7 protein-coding genes are annotated in these 13323 nt (G+C 55.8%); all 7 read left to right on the top strand.

From position 1 onward, the window contains the following. Positions 1 to 10: 10 nt before the first annotated feature. Genes AC5S26_RS12465 through AC5S26_RS12435 form a run of 7 tightly spaced genes read left to right on the top strand, consistent with a single transcriptional unit; the run spans position 11 to position 13243 of the window. Positions 11 to 2296, top strand: a complete 2286-nt coding sequence (locus tag AC5S26_RS12465) for a glutamine amidotransferase (protein ID WP_494185214.1) — start codon at positions 11 to 13, stop codon at positions 2294 to 2296. Further along, positions 2293 to 3237 (top strand): hypothetical protein, encoded by a 945-nt coding sequence (locus AC5S26_RS12460; RefSeq protein WP_494185213.1) that lies wholly within the window; start codon positions 2293 to 2295, stop codon positions 3235 to 3237. The genes AC5S26_RS12465 and AC5S26_RS12460 overlap by 4 nt, the downstream gene beginning before the upstream one ends. After that, positions 3234 to 5432 (top strand): tetratricopeptide repeat protein, encoded by a 2199-nt coding sequence (locus AC5S26_RS12455; RefSeq protein WP_494185212.1) that lies wholly within the window; start codon positions 3234 to 3236, stop codon positions 5430 to 5432. Before AC5S26_RS12460 ends, AC5S26_RS12455 begins: the two co-directional genes overlap by 4 nt. Before the next feature lie 20 nt (positions 5433 to 5452). After that, complete coding sequence (locus AC5S26_RS12450) at positions 5453 to 6481, top strand: AAA family ATPase (RefSeq protein ID WP_494185211.1); 1029 nt, start codon at positions 5453 to 5455, stop codon at positions 6479 to 6481. Next, entirely contained in the window at positions 6481 to 7368 is an 888-nt protein-coding gene (locus tag AC5S26_RS12445; protein ID WP_494185210.1) for a DUF58 domain-containing protein, read from the top strand. Before AC5S26_RS12450 ends, AC5S26_RS12445 begins: the two co-directional genes overlap by 1 nt. Next, a complete protein-coding gene (locus AC5S26_RS12440) occupies positions 7368 to 9407 on the top strand; it encodes a vWA domain-containing protein (protein WP_494185209.1) in 2040 nt (679 codons plus the stop codon). The genes AC5S26_RS12445 and AC5S26_RS12440 overlap by 1 nt, the downstream gene beginning before the upstream one ends. Continuing rightward, positions 9404 to 13243, top strand: coding sequence for a hypothetical protein (locus tag AC5S26_RS12435; RefSeq protein WP_494185208.1), 3840 nt, complete (start codon positions 9404 to 9406; stop codon positions 13241 to 13243). The genes AC5S26_RS12440 and AC5S26_RS12435 overlap by 4 nt, the downstream gene beginning before the upstream one ends. The last annotated feature ends 80 nt before the right edge of the window (positions 13244 to 13323 follow it).

Raw genomic sequence — 13323 nt, 5'->3', positions numbered from 1 at the left:
GCTCATAGGCATGTTTCAGTTCCTCTTCAAGTATCCGAGTCCGGTCTTTACCAAGGGGAAGTTTGTTCTGCTCTCCCCGTGGCCAGTGTGGCTGCTGCCGCTGCTGATCTTTCTTTCTGCGGGCGGCCTTGCGCTCTTGATCGGCTGGAGGATGCGAAGCGCGGCCCCGCAGTTGCGGAATTGGCGAGCGTGGGTGGTGTGGGGCCTGCAGTCGCTATTGGTCTCGATCCTGTTACTCCTGTTATGGCGACCGGCAATCACAGTGGCCGCCCTGAGCTCGCAGAAAAACATCATCGCGGTTATCGTGGACGATTCCCGCAGTATGGCGATCAATGATAGCGATGGAAAACCGCGCGAAACGGCTGCGCTGTCGACGCTTCAAAATGGCCTGCTCTCGGGGCTGCAGAAACGCTTTCAGACTAGAATCTATCGGTTGGGAAACAAGGTCACGCAGGTAGAAGGACTGAATGGCATCTCACCAACAGAAGCTGCAACCAACATCGGACAAGGACTAAAACAGTTCTCGGCCGAAACCTCGGATCTGCCCATAGGAGCGGTCCTGCTGCTGACCGATGGCGGCGAAAACACCGATGGAATGAGCAACTCTGCCATCGGTCTGGATGCTCTTCAGGCACTGAAAAATCGCCGCCTGCCAGTGCACACGATCGGCTTTGGCAATGCTGAACGGACCCATGATGTGGAGTTGGAGAATGTGGACGTCGCTGCGAACTCCGTCATGAATGCGCGTCTTGCTACGACGGTCAGCTGGATACAGCATGGGTATGCCGGAGAGAAAGCTACCCTAACTGTTCGCGATGGAAACAGAATGGTCGCGACGCGGGACATTACATTGGCGCCAAACGGAGTCCTTCAAACGGAATCCTTCTTTTTTCCGTCCGGCCTTGCCGGTGCCAAGATTCTTCGGTTTGGAATCGAACCACTTGCCGGTGAAGAAAACCTCTCCAACAATGCCAAGACAAGGCCAGTCCTTGTAAGCGATACGAAGCGGCGAATTCTGTATGTCGAGGGAGAGCCGCGGTGGGAGTTTAAGTTCATCCGGCGTGCCGAAGAGGACGATCCGACTGTGCAGCTTGTCTCCATGTTGCGCACAAGCGAAAACAAGATCTACCGCCAAGGCATCAGCAATCCCGATGAATTGGCCGACGGCTTTCCCGTTCGCCCGGAATCTCTGTTCGGCTATTCGGGCATCATCATCGGATCCATTGACGCAGGCTACTTTACCCCGCTCCAACAGGAGCTGCTTCGCGAATACGTTGACCGGCGTGGTGGTGGCCTGCTGTTCCTCGGTGGACGCTCTTCGCTGAGCGATGGAGGATGGGGAGCATCCAGTCTGAACGAACTCTTCCCAACTTTTCTCCCTGCCGGTCGCAGCAGCTTTCACCGCAACTCTGCCACCGTGGAACTCACTGCAGAAGGGCTGGATTCCCCAGTCACGCGATTGCTCGATGATCCGACGAAGAACGCCGAGCGTTGGAAGAAACTGACTTATCTGGCTGACTATGAAGAATCGGGTTCCCCAAAACCTGGAGCAACCGTGTTGGCGCAGATGAATGCAGGTCGACGCAAACTGCCTCTGCTGATCACCCAAAGCTATGGCCATGGTCGAACGGCCATTATGGCAACGGGCGGAACATGGCGCTGGCAGATGAGCGAGTCTCTCGGTGATCCGTCCCATGATCTCTTCTGGCAGCAGCTCTTGCGCTGGCTTGTGGCCAATTCGCCCAGTCCGGTAGGGGCGACGATGCCCTCGCGCACGATGATGGACGAGGGACGGGTTCAGCTTACGGCTCAGGTACGTGACCAACAGTTTCAGCCAGCTGGAGAGGCGCACGTTACGGCACACATCACAGGGCCAGGAGATACGAACGCTCTTCTGGATCTCAACCCCTTGCCGAATACGACTGGCCAATACCAGGCCGAATGGATCGCCGAAAAACCTGGCACGTACCTTGCAGAAGTGATTGCTACCTCCAATGAGGCGCATTCGCAGGAGTTAGGCCGTGATGTCATTACCTTCCAACGTGAAGACGGTGTTGCCGAAAATTTTCATACGGAACAAAACCGGTCATTACTGCAGCAACTGGCCTCGCAGACTGGCGGACGTTATTGGAATCCATCTGAGTTGAAGGATCTACCTCGCGACATCTCCTACTCCGAGGCCGGGATCTCTGTCCGCAGCACAGAAGAGTTGTGGAACATGCCTATCGTCTTTCTTTTTTTGCTTGGACTTCCGGTCGCCGAGTGGCTGCTGCGGCGGAAGTGGGGTGTGGTGTGAGCCGTTCTTTGGTTCAATTCCGACTTCAGTTGCTCACAGCGATTGCATTGTTCGTCGCCGTGCAGGCACACGCCGCCACCTTCTACGTCACGGTGGCAGGACTTGGCGGTGAACCCGACTATGAACAACGTTTTACCGCTTCGGCGAAGGATTTGGACAAGGTCTTCAAGACCGACAGCACAGCCCACGTCTTCACCTTGACAGGGAATCAGGCGACGGCCGCGCAAATGAAGGAGACCCTGAATGCAGTCTCCCGTGATGCCAAGCCGAACGATGACTTTGTCCTCATTCTGATCGGGCATGGTTCTTTCGATGGCGCCGAATACAAATTCAATCTCGTGGGTCCGGATATTACAGCCAACGAGATCGCGACGCTGTGCAACAGAATTCCGGCGCGCAGACAACTCATCGTCAATACAACTTCGGCCAGCGGAGGAGCGGTTCAAGCTCTCGAGCGTTCTGGACGCGGAGTCGTCGTGGCGACGAAGTCGGGCACAGAGAAGAATGCAACTGTCTTCGCGCGTTATTGGGTGGAAGCTCTGCAGGATCCTGCCGCCGACACGAATAAAAGTGATTCCATCAGCGCGATGGAAGCCTTGACCTATGCGACGAAGAAGACCGGTGCATTTTATGATTCTCAAAAGCGACTCGCGACCGAACATGCGAGCTTTGATGATGTAGGTCATGGTGAGCCGGTGCGCGAAGCCTCGAATGGACAAGGCGCTCTTCTCTCGAGCTTTACGCTGTTGAGATTAGGTGCGAGCCAACAGGCGGCAAATGATCCGGCGAAAAGGGAGTTGCTGGTCAGGAAAGAAGATCTCGAACAGAAGATCGATACGTTGAAGTATCAAAAGGCCGCGATGGACCCTGCGGACTATAAGAAACAGCTGACAGAGGCGCTCCTCGAGTTGGCAAAGGTGCAGGAGGGACTGGATAAATGAGACAGGCCATCTCATGCTCGGTTCTCCTGCTCCTGTGCGTCTCGGTAGCCAGGGCAGCTGTCCCCACGGACTGCTGGTCGCTGAATAAGCACGGACATCGTGCAGAAGCACGGTCTTGCTTCGAAGGTTTGACTCGCAGCAATGATGCTTACATGCGCGCTGAAGGCTTTTGGGGGCTTGAAGAATGGGACCAGGCGAATGCACAGTTTCGTCTCGCGACCCAAGCCGCCGACAGCAAGAGTTCTTACAAAGTGCGTTGGGGAATGCTGTTGCACGAGCGATTCAATAACCCTGAGGCGGCCGACCTCTTTCGCGAGGTTCTGGTCAAGGAACCATCGAATGCCGAAGCCTATTTGGGACTGGCGATCATCTCTGCCGATGGTTTTGATGGCAAAGCGGTAGAGTATGCAGCGAAGGCGATCACTCTCGATCCGAAGCTCGCGGAAGCGCACGAGCTTATGGCAAATCTTGCTCTTGAAAATGATGATTCAGATCTTGCCGTAGCGGAGGCAGATAAAGCTATTGCTGTGAAAAGCGATGCATTGAACGCAATGGCGGTTCATGCAGCGGTGGAACTGATCGCTGGTCGTTCTCCCGATGCCTGGTTGGCAAAGATCACCGCGATCAATCCTACCTACGGGGAAGCTTATGCACAGGTGGCGCATCAACTCGAAATGCACTATCGCTATGAAGATGCCTTGACCTACTACCGCAAAGCGATTGAGCTTGATCCACGCCTCTGGGCAGCACATTCGGCGCTCGGTATCGATCTTATGCGTATGGGCCAGGAAGAAGAGCCGTTGAAGGAACTGGAACTGAGCTACAACAATGGCTATCGCAATGCCGCTACCGTGAATAGCCTCCGTCTGTTGGATAGTTATAAGAACTTTCAGATTTTTCGTGACGATACGACCATTTTGAAGGTGAAAAAAACAGAGGCTAATTTACTGCAGCCCTATATGCAGGCAGAGCTGCATACCATTCTCGCCGTCTATGAAAAGAAGTATCAGATGAAGCTTCCGAAGCCAGTGCAGGTGGAGGTTTACGCCGATCATGAAGATTTCGCGGTTCGCACGATGGGAATGCCGGGCCTTGGCGCACTCGGGGTGACCTTCGGAGAGGTTGTGGCGATGGATAGTCCCTCTGCGCGCAAGCCAGGGGACTTCAACTGGGGTGCGACATTATGGCATGAGATGAGTCACGTCTACATCCTTACTGCGACCAACCATCGTGTGCCGCGTTGGTTTACCGAAGGCTTAGCGGTCCATGAAGAAGGAGAGCGCTCACCGGATTGGCGTGATCGGATAACGCCAGAGGTTTTGATTGCGATACGAGATAAAAAGTTATTGCCCGTTGCCCGATTGGATCGCGGATTTGTCTATCCCGAGTATCCCTCACAGGTGGTGGTCTCCTACTTCCAGGCCGGAAGCATCTGCGATTTCATAAAGGAGAAATGGGGTGAGGGTAAGCTTCTCGATATTGTCCATGCGTACGCCGGATCCCAGACGACGCCCCAGGTGGTTCAACAAGTGCTTGGTCTTCCGCCCGAAGAGTTCGACAAGCAGTATCTCGCGTGGATCGACCAGAAGTATGGCGCAAAGGCCGCTCACTTCGATGATTGGCGTGAAAAGCTGAAACTGCTTGTGGCTCTTTCGCAAAAGAAGCAGTACGACTTGGTGCTGACTCAAGGCCCTGCGATTCTTTCAATGTATCCGGAGTACGTGGGCGATGCTAACGCCTACGAGTTAATTGCGGAGGCGGACAGAGCCAGGGGTAACACTCGAGCGGAAGCGACGATTCTGCTGGCCTATGTGCATGCAGGGGGGCAGTCTCCTATCATCTTGAAACACCTCGCAGAGCTTCAAGAGACGGCTGGCCAACCGGTTGAAGCCATTTCCACGCTTCAACGTGTGAACTACATCTATCCCGTCAAGGATGAGGAGCTTCATCGCAAGCTGGGGGATTTGCTGTATGCACAAAAACAGTATGACGGGGCTATTCGAGAGTACGGCGCTGTGATTGCGTCTAATCCATTGGATAAGGCAGGTGCCCAGTTTCATCTGGCTCAGGCTTATCTTGCCGCAGGACAAAAAGATAAGGCCGAAGAGAGTGTGCTGGCAGCTCTTGAAGCTGCGCCTGGCTACAGACCTGCGCAGAAGATGCTGTTGGAGTTGAACCAATCCGCTGCAAAGTAATTCGATAAGGATGGAAGCTTATGGCTACTTTTGCCGATTTGAATCAGGATGCCGCACAACTCCAGCAACGCGTTGAGCGTTTTCACGAAGTTCGTGAAGGCATTCTTAAACAAGTGCGAGAGGTTATCGTAGGGCAAGATGAGGTCTTGGATCAGGTCCTCATCGCGCTCTTTGTCGGTGGCCACTGTCTGATGACAGGGCTGCCTGGCACTGCGAAGACTTTGATGGTCCGGACGATTGCCGACGCGTTGGGATTAGAGTTCCGGCGAATCCAGTTCACACCGGATCTCATGCCCTCCGACATCACCGGCACGGATATCATTGAGGAAGATCTCGCCAGCGGTCATCGCAAATGGACCTTCGTCAAAGGACCAATTTTTGGCAATATACTGCTGGCGGACGAGATCAATCGTACGCCGCCCAAAACGCAGGCAGCGCTACTTGAAGCGATGCAGGAACGTTCCTGCACGGTGCGCGGAAACATCTATCGACTTCCTGAGCCATTCTTCGTTCTGGCAACACAGAATCCTATTGAGCTTGAGGGCACTTATGCTCTACCCGAGGCGCAGTTAGATCGATTCCTCTTCAACTCCGTTTTGGGCTACCTGAGCGCCGAAGATGAGCTGAAGGTGATCGACATGACGACAACGACCCGCAGCCCTGAGGTCAGCGTAGTCACATCGTCCGAAGAGCTACTTGACTTTCAACAGCTGGTCCGGCGAGTACCGATCGCGGAATCGCTCGCTCGATACGTGATCAGTCTCGTCCGAGCGACGCGGCCGAACAATGAAAACGCTCCGGACTTCGTAAAGAAATATGTTAATTACGGTGGAAGCATTCGCGCCGCCCAATACATCGTACTAGCGGCAAAGGCCAGGGCCCTCTCGCGAGAGCGATATCACGTTACGTATGACGACATCACATCTCTTGCCGTACCCGTGTTACGACATCGTATTCTGCTTAATTTCCACGCCGAATCCGAAAGAATCGATGCCGACGAGATCCTTACACGGCTCATAACGCATGTGCCGAAGCCGAAGGAGGTTTGATGCAACGCTTCCTCGATCCCGGGGTACTAGCCAGCATCTCCTCGTTGGACTTGGTGGCTAAGACGGTGGTGGACGGCTTTGTAGCCGGTCTCCATCGATCGCCGGATTTTGGGTTCAGTCAGGAGTTTGCTGAATATCGCGCCTATACTCCCGGAGACGATTTGCGTCATGTGGACTGGAATCTGTTTGCCCGCACGGAGCGCTGCTACCTGAAGCGATACCGTGGAGAGACGAACAGCCAGCTTGCTGTTTTGCTCGATGCGAGCAACTCGATGCTATACACATCGGCAGCCGTCAAAAAAATGGACTATGCGCGGTTCATTGCAGCCTCGCTCTTTTACCTGGCAATTCATAACCAGCGCGATGCTGCCGGCTTGATTGTCTTTGATGACGAGGTTCGAGAGTATGTGAGGCCCTCGACCCGGCAAGGACAGCTTGTTCGTCTCTTTGCTGCTCTGGAGCAGGCCGAACCGCGCGCGAGGACAGATTTCGGTAAACCTTTGCAGCACTTTCAGCAGCTTCTTCATCGGCGAGGCATTGTGATCGTCATCTCCGATTTCTTTGAGGATCCAGCGGCAATCGTCCATTCCATCGAGCCCCTTCGATTTCATGGTAACGACGTCGTGTTGTTTCATATCCTCGATCCGCAGGAGATTCATCCCATTCTTAGCGGCCCAGCCATCCTTGTCGATCTTGAGACCGATCAGAAGATCGAAGTGGTACCTGAATATGTGAAGACGACTTATCGCGAGAAAATGGCCGCTCACATTGAGCGGCTTCGTTCACAGACAAGAGCCGCCGGGATGGATTATCGGCTGCTCGTGACCGATCAGCCTCTCGATCACGCACTTCGTGAGTACCTCTCGCTACGGCAGGTAGGGAACTGATGGGATTTCTTGCGCCATGGTTCCTGACGGGTCTCGCGGCACTGGGCATTCCGATCTTCGTGCATCTGTTGCGAAAGCACGTAACCATTCCCCGTCCCGTCAGTTCACTGATGTTCTTCGAACGCGGCATCCAAAGTTCCACACGGCACCATCGCTTGCGTCACTTGCTGCTCTTTGCGCTCCGATTTGCGTTTCTTTTGCTGTTGGTGTTGGCATTTGCCAATCCATTTTTGCGCCGACCCGTCATCGCCAGCGGCCATTTGCTGCTCATCGTGTTGGACAATTCTTTCAGCATGCGCGCAGGAACATCCTTCGCGGATGCAAAGCAACAGGCGCTGACGACGCTGGCTGCGAAGCCACGCACCCAGAGAGCACAGATACTCGCTCTTGGAGGGCAACTGAGTGTGCTGACGCAGCCCATCGCAGATGGGGCCCAATTGCGCGCGGCTCTCGAGAGCATCCAGCCGGGAGATGGATACGGTAACTACGGTGAACTGGGAAGAAGCGTTCGCACGATGGCCGAAGCGATTCACGAACCAATTGATGTTCATCTCTTCAGCGACATGCAGCATACGGCAATGCCTGCTGCCTTTGCCGACATGACGCTACCGGAGGGTGCAACGTTGGTCCTCCACAGCGTGGCCAGGAATTCTGCGCAGCCTAACTGGACGGTGGCGAGCGTAAACGCTCCCGCCGAACTTTCAGATCCGAAAGATACGAAGAGGTCCCGTGTACAGGCTGTTGTGGCAGGATTCAATACGCCCGAAGCGGAAAAGTCGGTATCACTCATCTCGAACGACAAGGTGATCGCGAGTCGTACGGTAAAGATAGCGGCGAATGGGCGAGCTACTGTTGAGTTTGCGCCACTCGATATCGGATATGGATTCAATCGTTGCGCTATAAAAATAGACGGCGGCGACGCCTTTCCTCCAGACGACGCCAGTTTTTTTGTCGTTCGGCGAGCGGATCCCGAGCGTGTACTGTTTGTTCATTCCGCAAATGAAACGCGCTCCCAGCTTTATTTCGGTGCCGCTTTGGGAGCAGCAAGCCAGAGTTCGTTCGTTCCGCAATCGGTAACGGCAGAACAAACCCGGGATCTTGATCCAACAAAGTATGCGTTTGTCGTTCTCTCTGACGTTGGAGTTCTTCCTTCGATCTTCGAACACACACTCGAGCAGTACGTCGCGAAGGGGGGCAGCGTCCTGATCGCATTAGGAACAGGAGCAGGCCGCAGTGCTCATATCCCCCTGTGGGGAAGTAATGTCACCGATGTCCATTCCTACGTTCACTTGGGAGGGGCCGTCACTCTTGGACAGGTGGATTTCACCCATCCTGCTCTCGAGCAATCGCAACCGGTTTCCGGCAACGGAGGTTGGGCCGAGGCAAAGATTTTTTATGCTGCGGTGGTTGATCCGAAACAGGCACGTATCGCTGCTCGGCTAAGCGACGGCACGCCGCTTTTACTCGACAAACAGATCGCGGAGGGCCATGTGCTGCTCCTGACGTCAGGACTGGATAACCTTACCAACGATCTGCCTCTTCATCCTGTCTTCGTCGCGTTCATCGACAAAGCCGCACGATATCTCTCTGGAAATGAGAGACTAAGCGGCTCACGGCTGGTGGACGCCTTCGTGCAACTACGCTCGGCAGCGGCTCCTGTTGGTGAAGTCGCGAATGTAGAAGTTATCGATCCCGACGGACACAGGCCACTCTCGTTGAACGAGGCTCGCACCGTGCAGAGTGTCCGCCTCAACCGCTCGGGCTTCTATAAGATTCGATTTGCAAATGGACGTGATGCAGTTATTGGGGTTAACCCGGATCGTCGAGAATCGGATCTGACTCCAATACCCAAGGATGTTCAGCAACTCTGGAGCGGGAGCAGCTCCTCCACCCCCCTGCAAGCGGCAGCCTCCGCGAAAGATGAGAAATATCAGCCCGTAAGCCTGTGGTGGTACGTTATGCTTCTAGCACTGGTGGTGGCGCTGGCGGAGTTCGTGTTTGCCAGTGGCTACATGGGTACGCAGCGGGAGGAAATATGAGCAGGCGGGACGAGCTCAACTCCTACATAGCGAAGCTGCAACGCAGGTTGCAACTTGGAATAGGGCTGCGCGGAGCAGCGATCTTTGTCGGCACCGCGCTTCTCGTCACCATAACACTGGTTCTCTTACTCAATCACTATGCATTTCCCTCCAACGGAGTAAGAGGCGCGCGTCTTCTGTTGCTGTTTGCGTTGGCCGCGGTCGCTGCCGTCGGCATTGCTCTACCGCTCTTCCGCCTTACCAGAGCACGCGCTGTTCGCGAAGCAGAGGCCACGCATGTCGAGCTTGAAGAACGCCTGACTACCTTTCACGAGCGCCAGCGCGATGACGAAGATCCTTTCCTGGAGTTGTTAGCCGCCGATACGCTGGCGAGAGCGCAATATGCGACACCCTCGTCGCTGGTTCCCGACAATCGGCTTTTTGCGCTTGGTGGGGTCGGACTCGCTTGCTTTGGCGTGCTTGTATGGATGATCGCCGCCGGGCCAGGCTACCTTGGTTACGGTGCTTCCTTGTTGTGGACTGGCCCGAAGAAAAACGCCATGCCACTTTATATGATCACCGTTGCTCCCGGAGATGTAGCCGTGCGTCGCAACAGCGATCAACTTGTTACGGCACACATTACGGGCATGCATCCGGAAAAGGTGCAGATCTACGCTCATTACCAGAGCTCTGGATCTTGGGAACCGGTCATGATGCAGCCCCAACCTGACTCGGGAAACGCGGCGACCTATCAGTTTGTCTTCGCCGGGCTGCCGGAAAATGTCGAGTACTACGTGGCCGCTGGTCCGCTGGTTTCGCCTCATTACAAGGTGCGTGTCGTCGATCTTCCATCCGTAAAAGAGATTCGCGTGGCCTATAAGTATCCAGCGTGGACCGGGATGAAGCCGGTAACGGAGGAGCACACCGGCGATCTGCGCGCCATTGAAGGAACCAACGCTGCTATCGAGATCCAGATGGATCGACCCCTGAAAGACGGGCGGCTGATTCTGGACGGTGGGAAAACCATTCACCTGTCGGGTGGCGACGCCAACAAGTATCAAGGCACCATTCATATGGAGAAGGATGGAGCCTATCACGTGGCTGCGATCGACGAAGGACAGCCTGTGCGACTCTCTGAGGATTACTTCATCGCGACCGATAAGGCCCAGCCGCCTGAGGTCTCGATCAACCGTCCCGGAGGAGACTATCGCGCGAGCCCGATTGAAGAGGTGACCGTCGGGGTAAAAGCGGCGGATCAGTTCGGGCTCAATGATGTGCGCTTGCATTACTCGGTCAACGGCGGTGCACAGCGTGACATCGACATGCTCAAAGCGCCCAGAGCGAAGGATGCCGATGGTTCCTACACGCTGAGGCTTGAGGAGTTCAAGCTCGTGCCGGGCGATCTCGTGAGCCTCTATGCTACGGCGAAGGATGGGCACTCCGAAGCGCGTACTGACATCAGCTTCATCCAGGTCGATCCTTTCGAGCGTGAGTTTTCGCAATCGCAGCAAAGTGGTGGTGGCGGCGGTGGAGGCGGTGGCGGACAGAGCAACCAGATGGAGATCTCCCGCCGGGAGAAGGAGTTGATTGCTGCGACGTGGAAGCAGCAGAACGACAAGACGGCGACTCCGAAAGATGCGGCAGCGACAGGGAAGTTTCTCTCTGACGCGCAGCAGAAGCTGCGCGATCAGGTGATGGCGCTCTCGGCTCGTATGCAGAGCCGCGATCTCACTGAAGCAAACGAAGAGTTCAACGGCTTCGAAAAAGATATGCAGACTGCGGCGTCTGCGATGGCTCCTTCTGCCGACAAACTGAAGGGCATGCAATGGAAGGATGCTTTGCCACTGGAGCAGAAGGCGCTTCAAGCACTGTTGCGAGCGGAAGCGACGTTTCGCAAGATACAGGTCGCTTTCGGTCAGCAACAGGGAGGCGGTGGCGGTGGTGCCAATAGCGCCGGACGCGATCTGGCGAGTCTCTTCGATCTTGAATTAGACACTGAAAAGAATCAGTATGAGACGGCACAGACCGCCTCTTCTGCGGAGCAGCACGAAAAGGAAGTCGAGGATGCACTGGCCAAACTCGATGCCTTGGCGAAGCGGCAAGAAGAACTGGCGAACAAACAACCCGATCCGCAACAGAGCTTCCAGGAGCGCTGGCAGCAGGAGATGCTGCGGCGCGAGGCCGAGCAGTTACAGCAGCAGATGGAGCAACTCGCAAAGAACGGACAGGGACAGCAACAAGGCGGACAGCAGGGGGCACGCAGCTCCTCCTCGAAACAGTCCGGTCAGCAGGGGGGATCTTCGCAGGGCGGATCGCAGTCTTCGTCGCAGCAGCAGGCGGGCGGCCAATCTTCTTCTTCGTCGTCCTCGTCTCCGTCTTCTGCTCAGAACTCCGATCAGCGCATCGAACAAGCTTTGAGTCGTCTGCGTCAGGCCGGTGAGGTGATGAAACGCAGCGGAACTCCGCAACAGAACACCGAGACTGCACGTAAGGCTGCGGACCGGCTTCGCGAGGCCACAAACCTGATGGGAGGTGCGCAGCAACAGCTTGCTAGCGGCAAGCTAGGCTCGCTCTCTCACGAGGCGGATCGGCTCTCCCAGGAGGAACGTACTCAGGCCGACCGGATTAACCAGTTTTCGAACCGGCAGAATACGGCTGACGCGATGGATCGGGACGCCATGATGGAGCGGCTGCGCGAGCGTGGCCGTTTGTCGAGCGACCGACAGGAGCTTTCGAATGATCTGTCGAAGTTGCAGAGGAGTATTCGTGAGACTGCGCACGATATGGCTTCCAACCAACCTGACGTCTCGAAAAAGCTCCGCGATGCGTTGACCCAGATGGATGAGTCCGATCTGGACAACCATGTCCAGCGAAGCGCGGACTGGCTTCGCAGTGGAATCAACCCGAACTCCAACGGCACCGAGAAGGAGATTGCACAGGGGCTGGACAAGTTGAGTCAACAACTTCGCCAGGCCCAACAGGCAGTTGGCCAGGGCAAGCCGGGTGAGCAGACAAGATCGCAAGGCGATGAGACTGCGACTCTTGGACAGGTCGAGCGGTTACGTAGGCAACTGGAGGCGATGACGGCAGGCCGCGGAAATGGTCAACAGCAGGGTACGGCAGGTCAGAACGGTTCTCGCGATTCCAGAGGCGGACAGCAGCCTGGCAACTCCCAACTGACACGCGGTCAGCAGTCAGGCGATAACCAGCAGGGAAGTAGCGGACAACAGTCGGGCCGGAATCAGCAAGCTGGTGGACAACAGCCGGGGCAGAGTCAACAGGGCGGCGGAGGACAGCAATCCGGCCGAGGTCAGCCGGCGGGGCAGCAGGGTGGCGGGTTACAGGCCGGTCAACCGGGAGACCGTTTTGGTCAGCAGGGAGATGGTGGGTATCGGGGCGGAATGCAGAGCGGCGCCGTACGCAATGGTGGTGGAGGTGCCGACGGTGCTGTATGGGACAACATCAATACAGGCAACAATCGTTACGGGCAGGTTCGACAGCAACCAGTTCCGAAAGATGCCTCCGGCAATCCCGCCGATGTCGAGCGCACCTACCGGCAGGGAATGCGCGAACTCAACCAACTCAGCCAGATGATCCAGGGAGATCCGCAGGCGGCCAAAGAGGTGCGCGATCTGGCTCGACAGATGCAACAGCTCGATCCAGCCCGGTTCCCTGGCAATCCCGCAATCGTCGATCAGATGCAGCGGGAGCTGCTTGGCTCGCTCGATCGTATCGAGCTTCAGTTGCAACGCAACGGTGATGCCGAGGCAGTACGAACCGGCAAGCCCTCCGTGGTCCCCGAGGGGTATCGCGACATCGCTGCCGAATATTACAAACGGCTGAGTAAGAATCCTTAATTTAACCCCAGCTCGGGAGTCTCTGTTCCCTTGGTGAGCGATAGGTAGGTTTTTAAATTCATCGGTGGGTACGGGCTGAG

Source organism: Edaphobacter sp. FHG110511_03 (assembly GCF_059115365.1).
The sequence above is the reverse complement of the archived record's forward strand: the minus strand, read 5'-3'. Positions and strand labels throughout refer to the sequence as shown.

Coding starts and splice junctions, on each gene's coding strand:
- AC5S26_RS12465 (WP_494185214.1), top strand. CDS start 11: ATGTTTCAGTTCCTCTTCAAGTATCCGAGTCCGGTCTTTACCAAGGGG.
- AC5S26_RS12455 (WP_494185212.1), top strand. CDS start 3,234: ATGAGACAGGCCATCTCATGCTCGGTTCTCCTGCTCCTGTGCGTCTCG.
- AC5S26_RS12450 (WP_494185211.1), top strand. CDS start 5,453: ATGGCTACTTTTGCCGATTTGAATCAGGATGCCGCACAACTCCAGCAA.
- AC5S26_RS12445 (WP_494185210.1), top strand. CDS start 6,481: ATGCAACGCTTCCTCGATCCCGGGGTACTAGCCAGCATCTCCTCGTTG.
- AC5S26_RS12440 (WP_494185209.1), top strand. CDS start 7,368: ATGGGATTTCTTGCGCCATGGTTCCTGACGGGTCTCGCGGCACTGGGC.
- AC5S26_RS12435 (WP_494185208.1), top strand. CDS start 9,404: ATGAGCAGGCGGGACGAGCTCAACTCCTACATAGCGAAGCTGCAACGC.